The organism is uncultured Aquimonas sp., assembly GCF_937888285.1.
Classification (GTDB): domain Bacteria; phylum Pseudomonadota; class Gammaproteobacteria; order Xanthomonadales; family Xanthomonadaceae; genus Aquimonas.
This window is the reverse complement of sequence record NZ_CALART010000033.1, coordinates 1-16,626: the sequence shown is the minus strand read 5'-3', so window position 1 is coordinate 16,626 and position 16,626 is coordinate 1. Positions and strand designations below refer to the sequence as shown.

The window sequence follows — 16,626 nt, the reverse complement described above, 5'->3', positions numbered from 1 at the left end:
CACGACCTTGCCAAGGTCGGGGTCGCGAGTTCGAGTCTCGTTTCCCGCTCCAGATCCACGAAACCCCGTGGTGACTTCGGTCCTCCGGGGTTTTGTTTTTAGGCGGAACCGGTTGTCGCCGTCGCAGGCTTCGGCAGGTGCCGCTGGTGTTAGGATGCACCGCCACGGCCTGGTGGCAGAGTGGTCATGCAGCGGCCTGCAAAGCCGTGTACGCCGGTTCGATTCCGACCCAGGCCTCCATCTTGCGAATGACAATCTGAATGCGGGAATAGCTCAGTTGGTAGAGCACGACCTTGCCAAGGTCGGGGTCGCGAGTTCGAGTCTCGTTTCCCGCTCCATTCGAAGCCCCGGGCCTGCGCCCGGGGCTTTTCTTTTGCGGCCGCAGTAGGCGGATGGCTCTCACATGCTCTCAGTCCAGCGAGCGGAAGTCGCGTGAGCGCTTCTGCACCAGCTTGAGCGCCATCCGGTCCGGAAGCAGCTGGGTCACCGCCTTGATCAGCCGATTGGCCCGCCCGGGCACGTGCACGACCTTGCCGGCAGCAAGCGCATCCAGCCCCTCGCGAGCGACCTCCTCCGCGCTCATCCACATCCAGCGCGGCATGCGCGAGACCTGCGGACGCGTGCCGGTAATGTCGTGGAACTCGGAGTAGGTGAAGCCGGGACAGAGCGCGCAGACGCGGATCCCGCGTTCGGCGTTCTCCAAGGCCAGCGACTCCGAGAAGCGGATCATGAAGGCCTTCGAGGCGGCGTACAGGGTGTGGCCGGCCGAGCCGGGAACGTGGCCGGCCAGGGAGGCGACATTCAGGATCTCGCCGCGCCCGCATGCCTGCATGGCCGGCAGCAGGCGCCAGCTCAGCTCGCAGACCGCGGTCACCATGACCTGCAGGAAGCGGGCATGCGCGGGCCAGTCCGGCACATGGAATGCGCCTGGCAGGCCGTATCCCGCGTTGTTGACCAGTCCGCCGATCCTCAGGCGGCGTTGTTCGAGCGCGTCGACGATGGCCGCGGGTGCCGACGGGTCCGCCAGATCCGCCGCCAGAATCTCCACCGCCACCTGCGGACGGAGCTCCGCGGCCAGCGCCTCCAGGCGCTCGGTGCGACGCGCCAGCAGCACCAGCGCGCGACCGCGCCGGGCGTACTCGCGCGCCAAGGCTTCGCCGATGCCGGCCGATGCGCCAGTGATCAGGACGTACTCGGTATCCATGGAGCCTTGTTCCCCGTTTGGCTGGTTTGGAAGGGCGCACTGCGGCCCTTTCCGGGCGTGCGCCGACGTGGGCATTCTTCCACAGCGCGGAGAAGGGACTGCGGAACGGCCAGTCACGGTCGGCTTGCAGCAGTCTCGCATCGCGACCTCAACTCGCCGCGTCGCGGCGCCTGCACACATGGCCAAGCACACCCTTTGCATGCCGCACACGCCCGGCGGAGTATCCGTGCCGGAGTCGGCTCAACACGAGGTGCCCGATGCTGGCAGGACGGGGAAGGCGGAAGTGGGCGGCAGCCCAGGTTGTCCTTGCGCTCGCGCTGCACGCGACGGTCGCGTGCGCGGCGCGGTTGGAGCTGGATCTGGACATCGAAGGGGACCCCGGCGACGGCGCGCTCGTGCTCAGCCTGCATTCGCCGGCTGCCGCCGCCCAGGTCGCGCCCGTACAGGCGGTGATGGACCAGCGCGGGCGCCAGTTCGCGCCGACCCTGCTGGTCGTGCCGGTCGGCAGCACGGTGGCTTTCCCGAACAGCGACGACATCCGCCACCACGTCTATTCGTTCTCCGCCGCGCGTCGCTTCGAGCTGCCGCTGTACGCGGGGGGCAACGCCGAGCCGGTCGAGTTTCCCGAGGCCGGCGTCGTGGTGCTCGGCTGCAACATCCACGACTGGATGCAGGCCCATATCCTGGTGATGGATACGCCGCACCACCGCGAGGTCGATCCCGGCGTACCCACCGAGCACTGGATCGAGGCACCGCCGGGCGATCATGTCCTGCGGGTCTGGCATGCGCGGCTTGCAGGCGATGCGCCCTGGATCGAGCAATCGGTCCGACTGGACGATGCAGAAGTGCTCCGGCTGCCGCTGGCCTTGACGCTCACGCCGCCTCAGGGGCCTGCGCTCTCAGAGGATGCACAGCTGCGCGCCCTGCAGGAGCGCTTCCGGGCCCTTCGCAAGGATCCCTGAGGCGTGCTCCGGCTCCGCTCCAGCCTCCGCGCGCGTCTGATCGGGCTCGTTCTGCTGGTGGTGCTGCTGTTGCTGGCCGCATCGGCGCTGGCCGTGCAGTTCGGCACGCGCGGCGTGGTCGATCGCGTCGCGGGCGCGGAGCTGGCAGCGGCCGAGCGCGTCTGGGAGCGCTTCCTCGAACTGCGAGGGCAGCGACTGCTGTCGGCGGTCTCGGTGCTGGCGGAAGATTTCGGCTTTCGCGAGGCGGTGGCGAGCGGCGATCGCGCCACCGGCGTTTCCGCGCTGCTGAACCACGCCGCCCGGGTGGAAGCGGATTTCGCCCTTCTGCTCTCGCCCACCGGCGAACCGATCGCGACCCTGCCCGAGTTCGAGCTCGACGCACTGCGTCCGGCGCTGCGCGATATGGTGGAGAGCCCTGATGCCGCGCGCGGATCGGTCGGACTGGTGCAGATCGAAGGCGTCGCCATCCAGCTGGCGCTGGTGCCGGTGCGCGCGCCGCAGCGGGTGGCATGGGCGGGTTTCGGCTTCGCCATCAGCCGCGGCGTGTTGACCGACTTCAGTGCCCTCACCGGTGCCGACCTCAGCCTGGTGGTCCCTGAGCGCGGCGTCGTGCTGGCGAGCAGCCTGTCGAGTGACCAGCAGTCCGCATTGCTGCAGGCCCTGGCCGACGACCAGGCCGCCGACGATGCGGTTGTGAGCCTTCGCAGCGCGCTGCGCAGTGTGGATGGTCAGGCCATGGTGCGCGTGCTGCAGTTCGACCGCGATCGCTTCGAAGAGCCCATGCGCGCGCTGCGCAGCAATATCCTCAGCCTTTCGCTGCTGATGGCCTTGCCGGCGGTGCTGGCCGCGCTCCTGGCAGCGCGTGGCATTGGCCGGCCCTTGCGTGCTCTCACCGAGGCGGTGGAGCGCATTGCTGGCGGCGACTACGCCGTAGCCATGCCGCGTTCTGGGGGCGAAGAGCTGAGCGTGTTGGCATCTGCGGTAGATGCGATGCAGCTGCAGATCCAGGCGCGTGAGTCGCGGATCCAGAAGCAGGCAATCGAAGACGGACTGACCGGCCTGCCCAACCGCCCGGCAGCCCTGGCGATGCTGGACGCTCTGGTCCAACCCCGCGATGGGCAGCGCTGGTGCCTGCTGTTGATCGACATCCGCCGCTTCGCGCAGATCAACGACAGCCTTGGTGCCGAAGCCGGCGATGCCCTGCTCAGGAGCCTGGGCCTGCGCCTGCGCGAAGCCTTTCCCGAGGACGGCCTTGCCCGGCTGGGCGCCAACGAGTTCATGCTTCTGGCGCGAGGTGCGCCCGGGAAACCGCCGATGGGCTGGGCGCTCGATGTGTTGGCACGCATTGGCAGCGCGTACTGGGTCGGAGCCGCGCCAGTGCGCGTCGAGTTCACCGCCGGTCTCGCCTGCCTTCCCGGTGATGCCGACAATGGTCGTGCGCTTCTGCGCCGCGCCCAGCTCGCCCTGGCGGATGCCAAGCGCGAGGGCTTGCCCGTCTGTGCCTACCGGCCGGGTCGGGAGGATCGTCATCTGCGGCAGCTGAGACTGATGGCGGATCTGCGTCAGGCTGCAGATCGCGGCGAGCTGTTCCTGGTGTTCCAGCCCAAGGTCGATCTTCGCAGCGGGCGGGTGGTGCATGCGGAGGCGCTGTTGCGCTGGCGGCATCCTGAACTCGGTCTGGTGTTTCCCGACGAGTTCATCCCGATATCCGAGCGCGCCGGCCTCGTTGGCGCGCTGACCCGGTTCGCGCTTGCCGAGGCGATCCGCAGCTGTCGCGCCTGGGGTGTGGCGGGCATCGATCTGGCGGTGGCGGTCAACCTGTCGGCACTGGATCTTGCCGACCCTGGTCTGGCCGCGCGCATCGAGAGCGAGCTCGCAGGGCAGGACTTCCCGGCCTCGCGTCTGATCGTCGAGGTGACTGAAAGCGCCGTCGTGACCGACCTCGCCACCGCGATCGAGCAGCTGCAGCGCCTGCGTGCTGCCGGCGTGCGCGTCGCCATCGACGATTTCGGCACCGGGCAATCGTCCCTCGCCCAGCTGCAGCACCTCCCGGCAGACGAGCTGAAGATCGACAAGAGCTTCGTCCTGACCCTGCAGCCGGGCAGCGCGGAGGAGGAGCTTGTGCGAATCGCGGTTGAGCTGGGCCACCGCTTCGGCATGCAGGTGATCGCCGAGGGCATCGAAACGCCGGCAGGCCTCGCGGTGCTGCAGGAGCTGGGCTGCGACCTCGGGCAGGGCTACCTGTTCAGCCGGCCGATGGCGGGCGCCGACCTGCCTGGCTGGTGCAGCCGGTTTGATGGATGGCAGCCGCTGTCCGTGCTTGACTGAGACCCCGCTTGTCACGGAGGCAAGGCTGATGCATGTGGACCACACCGGCGCGCTCGCGCATTCCGTCCGGCCGCGAGCCTCCAGAGCGGTTGGGTGGATTCTGGCCCTATTGCTGTCCGCCTGCGCCTCGGGATCACGGCCGACACTGCAGGATGACGCGCTGTTCGCCGATCTGGGCGGGCTGCAGGGCGTCACCGCGATCGTCGATGGGCTGCTCTTCGCCATCAGCGAGGACCCCCGCATCGCCCATCATTTTGCCGAGAGCAACATTCTGAGACTGCGCGAGAAGCTGATCGAGCAGCTCTGCGCGGAAGCCGGCGGGCCCTGCGTCTACACCGGGGACAGCATGCAGCAAAGCCATGCCGGGCGGGGCTATACGCAGGCGGACTTCAACGCGCTCGTCGAATGCCTGCAGCAGTCGATGCAGGAACAGGGTGTGCCTTTCGCCGCCCAGAACCGCCTGCTCGCCCGGCTTGCGCCGATGCAGAGGGACATCCTGTACCGCTAGGTGGCAGCGGCATCGCCCAGCTGTGCCTGTGCGGGATCGGGTCTTCGGCTCCTCGGCATTCGTTGGAGCTTGCCCGCGAGACGCGTATCCTGCGCGCCGCCATGGCCGGTGCGGCGCCTTGTACCGGCCATCCCGAATTCGCTCATAACGGAGTAGCGTCCATGCGCAGCACCATCGTCGCGGGAAACTGGAAGCTCAACGGCAGTCGCGACAGCGCGCGCGCGCTGCTCGATGCGCTGCTCGCCGGCTCGCGGCCCGACGGCGTCGAGCTGCCGGTGTTTCCGCCGCTCGCCTATCTGGCCGAGCTGGCCCAGGCCTACGCGGGCCGCGGCATCGAGTTCGGTGCCCAGGACGTGTCCGAGCACGAACGTGGCGCATTCACCGGCGAAGTCTCTGCAGCCATGCTGTACGAAATTGGTGCGCGTTGGACTTTGGTCGGACACAGCGAGCGGCGCAGCTACCACGGGGAGACATCCGAGCTGGTCGCGCGCAAGGCGAGGGCGGCTGTCAGCGCCGGCCTCACGGCCGTGGTCTGCGTGGGCGAAACCCGCGCCGAGCGCGAAGCGGGATCCACCGAATCGGTGCTGCGCGCCCAGCTTGCGCCGGTGCGCGCCCTGGGCAGCGACTTGCTGTCGCGCTGCGTGCTGGCCTACGAGCCGGTGTGGGCGATCGGCACCGGGCTCACCGCGAGTCCGCAGCAGGCGCAGGATGCCCATGCGTTCATCCGTAGCGAAATCTCCGCAGTCGATGCTAATATGGCGAACTCGCTGGTCATCCTGTACGGCGGCAGCGTCAAGCCCGACAACGCGGCTTCGCTGTTCGCACAGCCGGATGTCGATGGCGGTCTGATTGGTGGCGCCGCTCTGGTGGCTGCCGATTTTCTGGGGATCGCGGCTGCGGCTGCTTCCCGCGGATGAATTCCGATACAAGCTGGTATCCATGTCCTCCACTGTCCTGACTCTCGCCAACATCCTGTACGTCCTGGTCGCCGTGGCCATGATCGTGATGATCCTGCTGCAGCGCGGCGCAGGCGCGGCGGCCGGCTCCGGCTTCGGCGCTGGCGCCTCGGCTACGGTGTTCGGCTCGCGCGGGTCGGCCAACTTCCTGTCGAAGTCGACGGCGGTGCTGGCGATCCTCTTCTTCGCGATCAGTCTCGGCATGGCCATGTATGTCGCTCGCGGCGGCCTGCGTGCGGGCCCGGTCGACGATCTCGGCGTGATGGGCAGCGTCCAGCCTGCTGCAAGCCAGCAGATTCCGGCCGCCGTCGAAGCGCCGGCCAGCCAGATTCCCGAGGCTGTGGTGGCGCCCGCCGCCACGGCTCCCGAAGCTGCTTCCGAGCAGCCTGTGGAGCAGGACGAAAGTCGGGAAAATCCCCCGTCGGAGGGTGGGTCGGGCGAGTGATCGCCTGATACAATCCGACTCCGCTGGAATGAGGCGCGCAAGACGCCATCCAGCGATCCCTTGCCCAGGTGGTGGAATTGGTAGACACACTATCTTGAGGGGGTAGCGGCGCAAGCTGTGCGGGTTCGAGTCCCGCCCTGGGCACCAACATCCTGAAACGGCAGCGGAGCTGCACTCGCGCTCTCCGCTGCGCTGATGCGCCCCATCGCGGCGCGGAGGTGGCGACGCGTGTTGGCCGATTACCTGCCGATCCTGATGTTCCTCGGCGTAGCTGCCGGCATTGGCGTGGTCCTGCTCTTCCTGGGCTGGCTGCTGGGTCCGAAGTCGCCCGACGGCGAGAAGGGCTCGCCCTACGAGTGTGGCTTTGAAGCCTTCGAAGACGCGCGCATGAAGTTCGACGTGCGCTTCTACCTCGTCGCCATCCTCTTCATCATCTTCGATCTCGAGATCGCCTTCCTGTTCCCGTGGGCGCTGGTGTTCAAGGACATCGGCGTGACCGCGATCGCCGCCATGGCGGTGTTCCTGGGCATCCTCGTGATCGGCTTCATCTACGAATGGAAGAAGGGAGCGCTGGAATGGGAGTGAGCCAGCTGCTGCACAACCCCGAGCCGATCGGTCGTCTCGACGACATCCTCCGGCCCGAGGGCGAGAACCCGCTGCTTGAGCGCGGCTTCGTCACGACCTCGGTCGATGCGCTGCTGAACTGGGCGCGCACCGGCTCGATGTGGCCGATGACCTTTGGTCTGGCCTGCTGCGCGGTCGAGATGATGCACGCCGGCATGTCGCGGCTCGACCTGGACCGCTACGGCGTGATCTTCCGCCCTTCGCCGCGCCAGTCAGATGTGATGATCGTGGCCGGCACCCTGGTCAACAAGATGGCGCCGGCGCTGCGCAAGGTCTACGACCAGATGCCCAACCCCAAGTGGGTGATCTCTATGGGCAGCTGCGCCAATGGCGGTGGCTACTACCATTACTCCTATTCGGTGGTCCGCGGCTGTGATCGCGTGGTGCCGGTCGATGTCTACGTGCCGGGCTGCCCGCCCACGGCCGAGGCCTTGATCTACGGCATCCTGCAGCTGCAGAAGAAGATCCGCCGCACCAACACGATCGCGCGCTGAGCAGGCCATGGCAGACGAAACCTCCACCTTGGCCGAGCGCCTGCGCGCCCGCTTCGACGGCAAGCTGCAGAAGCTGCACGTCGAGCGCGACGAGACCTCCATCGAGGTCGCGCCTGACAGCCTGATCGATGTCTGCCGCACCCTGCGCGACGACCCGGAGTTCCGCTTCGAACTTCTTGTGGATGTGTGCGGCGTCGACTATCTGGGCTTCGGTGATGTCGAGTGGGACACCTCGGACGTCTCCGCCGAAGGCTTCTCGCGAGGCGTTGAAGGGTACGGTCCCGGCCGCTTCAACTGGGAGCAGCGCCCCGCCGTGTCCTCGGGCGCTGGGCGCTTTGCCGCGGTGTTCCATCTTCTTTCGATCGTCCACAACCGCCGCCTGCGCGTGCGCTGCTTCGGCGCCGACGACGCGCTGCCCGTGGTGCCCAGCGTGACCGAGCTGTGGCCGGGCGCCAACTGGTTCGAGCGCGAGGCCTTCGACCTCTACGGCATCGTTTTCGAGGGCCATCCGGACCTGCGCCGCATCCTGACGGACTACGGCTTCGTCGGGCATCCGTTCCGCAAGGACTTCCCGCTGATCGGTAACGTCGAAGTGCGCTACGACCCGGAAAAGGGCCGCGTGGTGTACGAGCCGGTCAGCATCGATCCGCGCGTCGGCGTGCCGCGCGTGGTTCGCCACGATTCGCGCTACGAGCAGGCCCAGGCCGAGCGCAGCGCAGGGCAGGGCAAGTAAGCCATGCAGGAAATCCGCAACTACACGATGAACTTCGGCCCGCAGCATCCGGCCGCCCACGGCGTGCTGCGCCTGGTGCTGGAGCTGGACGGCGAGACCGTGGTGCGCGCCGACCCCCACGTCGGCCTGCTGCATCGCGGCACCGAGAAGCTGGCCGAGTCGAAGCCCTTCAACCAGTCGATCGGCTACATGGATCGCCTGGACTACGTCTCGATGATGTGCAACGAGCACGCCTACGTGCGTGCCATCGAGAACCTGCTGGGGATCCAGGCGCCAGAGCGCGCGCAGTGGATCCGCACGATGTTCGATGAAATCACCCGCGTGCTGAACCACCTGATGTGGATCGGCTCGAACGGTCTCGACCTCGGTGCGATGGCGGTGATCCTGTATGCCTTCCGTGAGCGCGAGGAGCTGATGGACTGCTACGAGGCGGTCTCGGGCGCGCGCATGCACGCGGCCTACTACCGTCCTGGTGGCGTCTACCGTGACCTGCCCGAGCGCATGCCGCAGTACAAGGAATCGCCCTGGGCCAAGGGCAAGGAGCTGAAGCGCCGCAACGCCTGGCGCGAGGGCTCGATGCTCGACTTCCTCGAGGCCTTCACCGACGACTTCCCCTCGAAGATCGACGAATACGAAACCCTGCTGACCGACAACCGCATCTGGAAGCAGCGCACCGTCGGCATCGGCGTGGTCAGCCCCGACCATGCCCTGGCCTGGGGCATGAGCGGCCCGATGCTGCGCGGCTCAGGCGTGGCTTGGGACCTGCGCAAGAAGCAGCCCTACGCCAAGTACGCCGAAGTCGATTTCGACATCCCGGTGGGCGTCAACGGCGACTGCTACGACCGCTACCTCGTGCGCGTCGAGGAGATGCGCCAGAGCAACCGCATCATCAAGCAGTGCATCCAGTGGCTCCGCGCCAACCCCGGCCCGGTGATGCTGAAGAACTTCAAGGTGTCGCCGCCCTCCCGCGAGGAGATGAAGGACGACATGGAAGCCTTGATCCACCACTTCAAGCTGTTCACCGAGGGCTACTGCGTGCCGGCCGGCGAGACCTACGCCGCCGTCGAGGCGCCCAAGGGTGAGTTCGGCTGCTATCTGATTTCCGACGGCGCCAACAAGCCGTTCCGCGTCAAGCTGCGTGCCCCCGGTTTCGCCCACCTGTCCTCGATGGACTCGATCGTGCGCGGGCACATGCTGCCGGACGTGGTGGCGATGATCGGCACCTACGACGTCGTGTTTGGAGAGATTGATCGATGAGCTCGGGATTCGGGATTCGGGATTCGGGATTCGCGACAGCCGTGAACAGCGGCTGCGGCGCGACGTCCGTTCCGGCTTCGTGTCCTTGCAGCTCCGACCCGGGCCAGCGCGGCCCGCTATTCCGAATCCCGAATCCCGAATCCCGAATCCCAGCTCTCCACCCATGAAAGCCACCGGCAATTTCGAGACGGTACGCGAGGTCGACCCGCTCGCCGTGCTCAGCGAGCACACCCGCCACCATATCGACCACTGGGTCGGCAAGTTCCCGCCGGATCGCAAGCGCTCGGCGCTGATCCAGGGGCTGATGGCGGCGCAGGAGCAGAACGGTGGCTACCTCACCGATGAACTCGTCACCGCGGTGGCGCGCTACCTGGACCTGCCTTCCGTTTGGGCCTATGAAGTCGCCAGCTTCTACTCGATGTTCGAGCTGAAGCCGGTCGGCCGGAACAACGTGGCGATCTGCACCAACATCAGCTGCTGGTTGAACGGCGCCGAGGATCTGGTCGCCCACGTCGAGAAGCGTCTGGGCATCAAGCTCGGTGAGAGCACCCCGGACGGCCGCATCTACCTGAAGCGCGAGGAAGAGTGCCTGGCCGCCTGCTGCGGGGCGCCGATGATGGTGGTCAATGGCCACTACCACGAGAAGCTCACCCCGGCATCGATGGACCAGATCCTGGATTCGCTGAAGTAGGGGCCGCCGGCCGCGACGTTTGGACACCGAACGCCGCGCCGCACCTGCTTTGGCAGGCCCGTCGCCATCCCGCGGCGGGCAGATGAGGAAGAGGCGAGAAGGCAATGGCGTACGGACCGGAACCGCAAGAGCACAGCGTCGTCTACACCACGCTTCACTTCGAGAAGCCGTGGAGTTACGAGAACTACCTGAAAGTGGGTGGTTACCAGGCGCTGCGTCGCGTGCTGACCGAGAAGATCCCGCAGGAGCAGGTGATCGACATGGTCAAGCAGAGCGGCCTGCGCGGCCGCGGCGGCGCCGGTTTCCCGGCTGGCCTGAAGTGGAGCTTCATGCCGCGCAATGCGCCGGGGCAGAAGTACATCCTCTGCAACTCCGACGAGTCCGAACCGGGCACCTGCAAGGATCGCGACATCCTGCGCTACAACCCGCACGCGGTGATCGAAGGCATGGCGATTGCGTGCTACGCCACCGGCAGCACCGTGGCCTACAACTACCTGCGCGGCGAGTTCCACCACGAGCCCTTCGAGCACTTCGAGGAGGCGCTGAAGGAGGCCTACGCCAACGGCTGGCTGGGCAAGAACGTGCTGGGGTCGGGCGTCGACATCGACATCTACGCAGCGCTCGGTGCTGGCGCCTACATCTGCGGCGAAGAAACCGCGCTGATGGAATCGCTGGAAGGCAAGAAGGGCCAGCCGCGCTTCAAGCCGCCGTTCCCGGCCAACTTCGGTCTGTTCGGCCGTCCGACCACGATCAACAACACCGAGACCTATGCCTCGGTGCCGGCGATCATCCGCAACGGCCCCGAGTGGTTTCTGAACCTTGGCAAGCCCAACAACGGCGGACCCAAGGTGTTCTCGGTGTCGGGCCACGTCAACAATCCCGGCAACTTCGAGATCCGCTTGGGCACGCCCTTCAAGGACCTGTTGGCGATGGCGGGCGGCGTGCGCGGTGGCCGCAAGCTCAAGGCCGTGATCCCCGGCGGTTCGTCGATGCCGGTGCTGCCGGCCGACACCATCATGGAACTGACCATGGACTACGACGCCCTGCAGAAGGCGGGCTCCGGTCTGGGTTCGGGCGCCGTGATCGTGATGGACGAGACCACCTGCATGGTCAAGGCCTGCCGCCGCATCTCGCAGTTCTACTACAAGGAAAGCTGCGGCCAGTGCACGCCCTGCCGCGAAGGCACGGGCTGGATGTACCGCGTGCTCTCGCGCATCGTCGAGGGCCGCGGCACGGTCGAAGACATCCACATGTTGAAGGCCGCCGCCGGCCAGATCGAAGGCCACACCATCTGTGCCTTCGGCGAAGCCGCTGCCTGGCCGGTGCAGGGCTTCCTGCGCCACTACTGGCATGAGTTCGAGTACTACGTCGCGCACGGCCGATCGATGGTCGAAGCGGAGATGGGGGTGGCCGCATGAGCCTTGCGCGCTGTTGCGACGCGGGATTCGGGATTGGGGATTCGGGATTCGAAAGAGCCGGTGCCCCCACTCCAGGCGTATCCCGCTCTGAACGAATCCCGAATCCCGAATCCCGAATCCCTGTGGTGAAGGCATGAGCGCCGCACCGTCTGCGCCCAACGTGGCGCCCGACCAGGTCAACATCGAAATCGACGGCACCGCGATGGCGGTGCCCAAGGGTTCGATGATCATCGAGGCCGCCGACAAGGCCGGTATCCCGATCCCGCGCTTCTGCTACCACAAGAAGCTGCCGATCGCGGCCAACTGCCGTATGTGCCTGGTCGACGTCGAGAAGATGCCCAAGCCCGCGCCGGCCTGCGCCACGCCGGTGATGGAGGGCATGAAGATCTACACGCAGTCCAAGCGTGCGCTCGACTCGCAGCGCAACGTCATGGAGTTCCTGCTGATCAACCATCCGCTGGACTGCCCGATCTGCGACCAGGGCGGCGAGTGCGAGCTGCAGGACGTGGCCATGGGCTATGGCCGCTCGGTCAGCCGCTTCGTCGAGCGCAAACGCGTGGTGCCGGACGAGAATGTCGGCCCGCTGGTCGCCACCGACATGACCCGTTGCATCCATTGCACCCGCTGCGTGCGCTTCGTCGGCGAGATCGCCGGCACCTACGAGCTGGGCGGCATGGGGCGTGGCGATCGCCTCGAGATCGGCACCTACATCGGCAAGAACATCGACAGCGAGCTGTCCGGCAACATCATCGATGTCTGCCCGGTCGGCGCGCTGACCAACAAGCCCTTCCGCTACCGCGCCCGTGCCTGGGAACTGGCCGCGCGCGAGTCGATCGGCTACCACGACGCCCTGGGCTCAAACCTGTACCTGCACGTGCGCCGCGGCGAAGTGATGCGCGTGGTGCCGCGCGACAACGAGTCGATCAATGAGAGCTGGCTGTCGGATCGCGACCGCTACAGCCACACCGGCCTGACCGCGGCCGATCGCGCCACCACCGCCTTGGTCCGCGAGGGTGCGAACTGGAAGGAAGTCAGCCTGGAGCAGGGCATCGCCCGCGCCGCCGAGCTGTTGCGTGCCGCCAGCGGCGAGCAGACCGGCGTGCTGGTGCATCCCTCGACCTCGCTGGAAGAGGGCGCCCTGCTGGCGCGGCTCGCGGCCCGTCTCGGCTGCAGCAACATCGACCACCGGCTTGGCACGCTGGACTTCGCCGACTCTCCCGTCGCCACGGCCTTCGAGCTGCCGCTGGCCGAAGTCGAGCAGGCGCGCGCTGTGCTGCTGGTCGGCTGCAATCCGCGTCTTGAGGCGCCGATCCTAGGTCACCGCATTCGCAAGGCCTGGAAAAGCGGCGCGAAGATCAGCGCGATCAACCCGGTCGACTTCGATTTCAACTTCGACCTGAGCCACAAGGCCATCGTCGCCCCGCAGGGCATGATCGATTCGCTGGCGGCCGTGCTGGCCGCGGCCGGTGGCGCGACCGAGGGTTTGCCCGCTGAACTGGCATCGCTGGTCGCCAATGCGCAGGTCGAAGATGGTCATCGTGCGGTGGCGGAACAGCTCAAGTCTGCGAGCGTCGCCCTGATCCAGCTGGGTGAGAGCGCAGTTGGCCATGCCAACGCCTCCTGGCTGCGTGCACTGGCGTCCGCGCTGTCGCGCGCCACGGGTGCGCGCCTGAACGTTCTGGAGCGTGGTGCCAATGCGCTGGGCCTGGCCCGTGCTGGCCTACTGCCAAAGGGCCTCGACGCCCGCGCCATGCTCGCCCAGCCGCGCAGCAGCTATGTGCTCTACGGCATCGAGCCGGAGTTCGACTTCGCCGACAACACCCTGGCCCTGCAGGCGCTGTCGCAGGCCAAGCAGGTCGTGGCTTTCAGCGCGTTCGTCACCGAGACGCTGAAGCGCTGCGCCAACGTGATCCTGCCGATCGCCCTGCTGCCGGAGATCGAGGCCAGCCTGATCAACGCACAGGGCCAGACCCAGCTCGTAAGCGCCGGTGCCAAGGCGCCGGCCGAGGCGCGTCCAGGTTGGCGTCTACTGCGTGCGCTGGGCGAGGCGATGAAGCTCGACGGCTTCGACTTCATCGACATCCACGGTCTGCGCGCCGGCATCACGCTGTCCGAGCCCAAGAGCGGGGCAGGGCTGTCGAAGCGCGAGGCGATGGAAGGCCTGCAGCGCGTTGCCACCACCCCGATCTACCGTGCCGATGCGGTGCTGCGTCGCGCCGAGCCGCTGAACGCCCACAGCCTGACCCGCGGTCCGCGCGTGCTGCTCAATGCGGCTGATGCGTTGGCGGCGGGCCTGTCCAACGGCGCGATGGCGAAGGTTGGCGACGGCCGTGGTCAGGCCACCCTGCAGGTCGAGGTCAGTGGCCGCGTGCCGCGCGGCGCGGTCTGGATCGAATCCGGCTACGGCGCGACCGCGCCGCTGGCGCCCGCGGGCGCGCTCACCGTGGCAAAGGTGTAAGGCCCCATGCTGTCGCTCATCGAACCCATCCGCGAGTTCTTCCTCGGCTTCGGCGACATCGGGCTGCTGGTTTGGACCCTGATCAAGATCCTCTGCATCACCGTGCCGCTGATTCTCGGCGTCGCCTACTTCACCCTGTTCGAGCGCAAGGTGATCGGCTGGATGCACGTGCGCCAGGGCCCGGTCTATGTCGGCCGCGTCTTCGGCATCGGCTTCATCCAGCCCTTCGCCGACGTCTTCAAGCTGCTGTTCAAGGAAGTGGTGCTGCCCAGCAACGCCAACCTGTTCCTGTTCCGCCTGGCGCCGGTGTTGGCGCTGGCCCCGGCCTTCGCCGCCTGGGCGGTGGTGCCCTTCGAGGACGGCATGGTGCTAGCGGACATCAATGCCGGCCTGCTGATGCTGCTGGCGATGACTTCGATGGGCGTGTACGGCGTGATCATCGCCGGCTGGGCCTCGAACTCGAAGTACGCCTTCCTGGGCGCGATGCGCTCGGCGGCGCAGGTGGTCAGCTACGAGATCGCCATGGGCTTCGCACTGGTGGGCGTGCTGGTCGCCTCCGGCAGCCTCAACCTGAGCGCGATCGTCAACGCGCAGGGCGGTGACGCCGGCTTCTTCGAATGGTTCTGGCTGCCGCTGCTGCCGCTGTTCGTCATTTACTTCATCTCGGGCGTGGCTGAGACCAACCGCGCGCCCTTCGACGTCGCCGAAGGCGAGTCGGAAATCGTCGCCGGTTTCCATGTCGAGTACGCGGGTTCGGCCTTCTCGGTGTTCTTCCTCGCCGAGTACGCCAACATGATCCTGATCAGCTTCCTGGCGGCCCTGCTGTTCCTGGGCGGCTGGCTGTCGCCCTTCCAGGGCTGGACCGATTCCTGGCTGGGTCAGCCGAGCGTGATCTGGCTGCTCGCCAAGGCCGTGCTGTTCGCCTTCTTCTACGTGTGGTTCCGCGCCAGCTTCCCGCGTTACCGCTACGACCAGATCATGCGTCTGGGCTGGAAGGTGTTCATCCCCATCACCATCGTCTGGATCCTCGTCGCCGCCTGGGCGGTGCACGCGGGCTGGTTCACGGCCAACGCCTGAGGATGACCGAATGAACCGCGTTGTCTCCTACTTCAAGAGCCTGCTGCTGATCGAGCTGCTGCAGGGCATGTGGCTCACGCTGAAGTACTTCTTCAAGCCGAAGTACACCCTGGCCTATCCCTTCGAGAAGATCCCGCAGTCGCCCCGCTTCCGCGGCCTGCACGCGCTGCGTCGCTACCCCAACGGCGAAGAGCGCTGCATCGCCTGCAAGCTGTGCGAGGCGGTGTGCCCGGCGCTGGCGATCACCATCGACTCGGAACCGCGCGCGGACGGCAGCCGCCGCACCACGCGCTACGACATCGACCTGTTCAAGTGCATCTTCTGCGGCTTCTGCGAGGAGAGCTGCCCGGTCGACTCGATCGTGGAAACCCACATCCACGAATACCACTTCGAGAAGCGCGGCGAGAACATCGTCACCAAGCCGCAGCTGCTGGCCATTGGCGACCGCCTCGAGGTGGAGATCGCCGAGCGTCGCGCGCTCGACTCGGCCTACCGCTGATCCAGGCCCGCGCCTGAACGACCTGGAGCCCCCCGGCATGAGTTACCCCCTGATCGCCTTCTACCTGTTCGCCACGGTCGCCGTACTGTCGGCGCTGTCGGTGGTGTCCGTGCGCAATCCCGTGCACGCGGTGCTGTTCCTGATCCTCACGTTCTTCTCCAGCGCCTGCCTGTGGATCCTGGCCGACGCCGAGTTCCTCGGCATCGCCCTGGTGCTGGTCTACGTCGGCGCGGTAATGGTGCTGTTCCTGTTCGTGGTGATGATGCTCGACATCAAGTTCGCGCCGCTGCGCGAGGGCTTTGCCCGCTATCTTCCGGTCGGCATCGTGGTCGGCATCGTGATGGCGCTGGAGATGATCGCGCTGATCGGCCTCGCCCGCTTCGGCGAGACCCTGCCGGCGACCGACCCGGCGGCTGCCGCAGGTATGTCCAACACCGAGTGGCTGGGCCGCGCGCTGTTCACCGAATACCTGTATCCGTTCGAGCTGGCGGCGGTCATCCTGACCGTGGCCATCGTCGCCGCGATCGCGATCACCCTGCGCCGCCGGATCAACGTCAAGGCCCAGGACCCGGCCCGCCAGGTGATGGTGCGCCGCGAAGACCGCATCCGGCTCGTCAAGATGAAGGCCGAAACCCCGGAGACCCGCCAGTGATCACGCTCGGCCATTACCTCGCTGTGGGCGCCCTGCTGTTCTGCATTGGCGTCGGGGGCATCTTCATAAACCGCAAGAACATGATCGTGCTGCTGATGAGCATCGAGCTCATCCTGCTGGCGGTGAACATGAACTTCATCGGCTTCTCGCGCCATCTGGGCAGCGTCGACGGCCAGCTGTTCGTGTTCTTCATCCTGACTGTGGCGGCTGCAGAAGCTGCCATCGGACTTGCAATTCTGGTGGCGCTGTTCCGCGCCCGGTCAACGATCAACGTCGGTGAACTGGATTCGATGAAAGGGTGAGGCCCGCGCGAGCCACTG

Annotated in this window: 17 protein-coding genes and 3 tRNA genes; 19 read left to right on the top strand and 1 reads right to left on the bottom strand. The window is 66.8% G+C overall.

The features are described from left to right. Positions 1-166: 166 nt before the first annotated feature. Both Q0654_RS09100 and Q0654_RS09095 read left to right on the top strand, forming a co-directional pair. Positions 167-240, top strand: a tRNA-Cys gene (locus Q0654_RS09100). A 22-nt stretch (positions 241-262) separates the two neighbouring features. Beyond that, positions 263-338, top strand: a tRNA-Gly gene (locus Q0654_RS09095). Positions 339-409: 71 nt separating this feature from the next. Here the strand turns inward: Q0654_RS09095 and Q0654_RS09090 are convergent. After that, complete coding sequence (locus Q0654_RS09090) at positions 410-1,204, bottom strand: SDR family oxidoreductase (protein ID WP_298852971.1); 795 nt, start codon at positions 1,202-1,204, stop codon at positions 410-412. A gap of 347 nt (positions 1,205-1,551) precedes the next feature. Here Q0654_RS09090 and Q0654_RS09085 point away from each other — a divergent pair, with 347 nt between their 5' ends. From Q0654_RS09085 to nuoK, 17 genes are all read left to right on the top strand, one after another. Then, on the top strand, positions 1,552-2,166 hold the full coding sequence (locus Q0654_RS09085) for a methylamine utilization protein (protein ID WP_298852968.1): 615 nt from the start codon (positions 1,552-1,554) through the stop codon (positions 2,164-2,166). Between the two features lie 3 nt (positions 2,167-2,169). Next, complete coding sequence (locus Q0654_RS09080; protein ID WP_298852966.1) at positions 2,170-4,494, top strand: EAL domain-containing protein; 2,325 nt, start codon at positions 2,170-2,172, stop codon at positions 4,492-4,494. A gap of 28 nt (positions 4,495-4,522) precedes the next feature. Next, positions 4,523-5,002: a group 1 truncated hemoglobin gene (locus Q0654_RS09075; RefSeq protein WP_298852964.1), complete on the top strand. Its 480-nt coding sequence runs from the start codon at positions 4,523-4,525 to the stop codon at positions 5,000-5,002. Between the two features lie 161 nt (positions 5,003-5,163). Next, a complete protein-coding gene (gene tpiA / locus Q0654_RS09070; protein ID WP_298852962.1) occupies positions 5,164-5,919 on the top strand; it encodes a triose-phosphate isomerase in 756 nt (251 codons plus the stop codon). After that, positions 5,855-6,403: a preprotein translocase subunit SecG gene (gene secG / locus Q0654_RS09065; RefSeq protein WP_343230134.1), complete on the top strand. Its 549-nt coding sequence runs from the start codon at positions 5,855-5,857 to the stop codon at positions 6,401-6,403. The genes tpiA and secG overlap by 65 nt, the downstream gene beginning before the upstream one ends. 62 nt (positions 6,404-6,465) lie before the next feature. Then, positions 6,466-6,550, top strand: a tRNA-Leu gene (locus Q0654_RS09060). 48 nt (positions 6,551-6,598) lie between these two features. Continuing rightward, positions 6,599-6,988 carry an NADH-quinone oxidoreductase subunit A gene (locus Q0654_RS09055; RefSeq protein WP_298852960.1) on the top strand — a complete coding sequence of 130 codons (390 nt, stop codon included), beginning with the start codon at positions 6,599-6,601 and terminating at the stop codon, positions 6,986-6,988. Then, positions 6,979-7,521 carry an NADH-quinone oxidoreductase subunit B gene (locus Q0654_RS09050; protein WP_091240155.1) on the top strand — a complete coding sequence of 181 codons (543 nt, stop codon included), beginning with the start codon at positions 6,979-6,981 and terminating at the stop codon, positions 7,519-7,521. The genes Q0654_RS09055 and Q0654_RS09050 overlap by 10 nt, the downstream gene beginning before the upstream one ends. 7 nt (positions 7,522-7,528) lie before the next feature. Further along, the gene (locus tag Q0654_RS09045; protein WP_298852955.1) at positions 7,529-8,254 is read left to right on the top strand and encodes an NADH-quinone oxidoreductase subunit C; all 726 of its coding nucleotides are present in this window, start codon (positions 7,529-7,531) and stop codon (positions 8,252-8,254) included. Positions 8,255-8,257: 3 nt separating this feature from the next. Then, complete coding sequence (locus Q0654_RS09040; protein WP_298852953.1) at positions 8,258-9,511, top strand: NADH-quinone oxidoreductase subunit D; 1,254 nt, start codon at positions 8,258-8,260, stop codon at positions 9,509-9,511. A 163-nt stretch (positions 9,512-9,674) separates the two neighbouring features. Continuing rightward, positions 9,675-10,202, top strand: a complete 528-nt coding sequence (nuoE, locus tag Q0654_RS09035; protein ID WP_298852950.1) for an NADH-quinone oxidoreductase subunit NuoE — start codon at positions 9,675-9,677, stop codon at positions 10,200-10,202. 104 nt (positions 10,203-10,306) lie between these two features. Next, complete coding sequence (gene nuoF, locus Q0654_RS09030) at positions 10,307-11,620, top strand: NADH-quinone oxidoreductase subunit NuoF (protein ID WP_298852947.1); 1,314 nt, start codon at positions 10,307-10,309, stop codon at positions 11,618-11,620. A 133-nt stretch (positions 11,621-11,753) separates the two neighbouring features. Then, on the top strand, positions 11,754-14,078 hold the full coding sequence (gene nuoG / locus Q0654_RS09025; protein ID WP_298852945.1) for an NADH-quinone oxidoreductase subunit NuoG: 2,325 nt from the start codon (positions 11,754-11,756) through the stop codon (positions 14,076-14,078). Between the two features lie 6 nt (positions 14,079-14,084). After that, entirely contained in the window at positions 14,085-15,155 is a 1,071-nt protein-coding gene (gene nuoH / locus Q0654_RS09020) for an NADH-quinone oxidoreductase subunit NuoH (protein ID WP_091240170.1), read from the top strand. A 10-nt stretch (positions 15,156-15,165) separates the two neighbouring features. Then, a complete protein-coding gene (gene nuoI, locus Q0654_RS09015; protein WP_298852938.1) occupies positions 15,166-15,654 on the top strand; it encodes an NADH-quinone oxidoreductase subunit NuoI in 489 nt (162 codons plus the stop codon). A 37-nt stretch (positions 15,655-15,691) separates the two neighbouring features. Beyond that, positions 15,692-16,306, top strand: a complete 615-nt coding sequence (locus tag Q0654_RS09010) for an NADH-quinone oxidoreductase subunit J (RefSeq protein WP_298852935.1) — start codon at positions 15,692-15,694, stop codon at positions 16,304-16,306. Then, a complete protein-coding gene (nuoK, locus tag Q0654_RS09005) occupies positions 16,303-16,608 on the top strand; it encodes an NADH-quinone oxidoreductase subunit NuoK (protein ID WP_298852933.1) in 306 nt (101 codons plus the stop codon). Before Q0654_RS09010 ends, nuoK begins: the two co-directional genes overlap by 4 nt. Positions 16,609-16,626: the final 18 nt, after the last annotated feature.

Bases quoted from the DNA above. Each gene is read 5' to 3' on its own strand.
- nuoI (WP_298852938.1), top strand. From the start codon at position 15,166: ATGAACCGCGTTGTCTCCTACTTCAAGAGCCTGCTGCTGATCGAGCTG.
- Q0654_RS09050 (WP_091240155.1), top strand. From the start codon at position 6,979: ATGGGAGTGAGCCAGCTGCTGCACAACCCCGAGCCGATCGGTCGTCTC.
- Q0654_RS09075 (WP_298852964.1), top strand. From the start codon at position 4,523: ATGCATGTGGACCACACCGGCGCGCTCGCGCATTCCGTCCGGCCGCGA.
- nuoF (WP_298852947.1), top strand. From the start codon at position 10,307: ATGGCGTACGGACCGGAACCGCAAGAGCACAGCGTCGTCTACACCACG.
- nuoE (WP_298852950.1), top strand. From the start codon at position 9,675: ATGAAAGCCACCGGCAATTTCGAGACGGTACGCGAGGTCGACCCGCTC.
- nuoH (WP_091240170.1), top strand. From the start codon at position 14,085: ATGCTGTCGCTCATCGAACCCATCCGCGAGTTCTTCCTCGGCTTCGGC.
- nuoG (WP_298852945.1), top strand. From the start codon at position 11,754: ATGAGCGCCGCACCGTCTGCGCCCAACGTGGCGCCCGACCAGGTCAAC.
- Q0654_RS09040 (WP_298852953.1), top strand. From the start codon at position 8,258: ATGCAGGAAATCCGCAACTACACGATGAACTTCGGCCCGCAGCATCCG.
- Q0654_RS09055 (WP_298852960.1), top strand. From the start codon at position 6,599: ATGCGCCCCATCGCGGCGCGGAGGTGGCGACGCGTGTTGGCCGATTAC.
- Q0654_RS09090 (WP_298852971.1), bottom strand. From the start codon at position 1,204: ATGGATACCGAGTACGTCCTGATCACTGGCGCATCGGCCGGCATCGGC.
- Q0654_RS09010 (WP_298852935.1), top strand. From the start codon at position 15,692: ATGAGTTACCCCCTGATCGCCTTCTACCTGTTCGCCACGGTCGCCGTA.
- Q0654_RS09045 (WP_298852955.1), top strand. From the start codon at position 7,529: ATGGCAGACGAAACCTCCACCTTGGCCGAGCGCCTGCGCGCCCGCTTC.
- tpiA (WP_298852962.1), top strand. From the start codon at position 5,164: ATGCGCAGCACCATCGTCGCGGGAAACTGGAAGCTCAACGGCAGTCGC.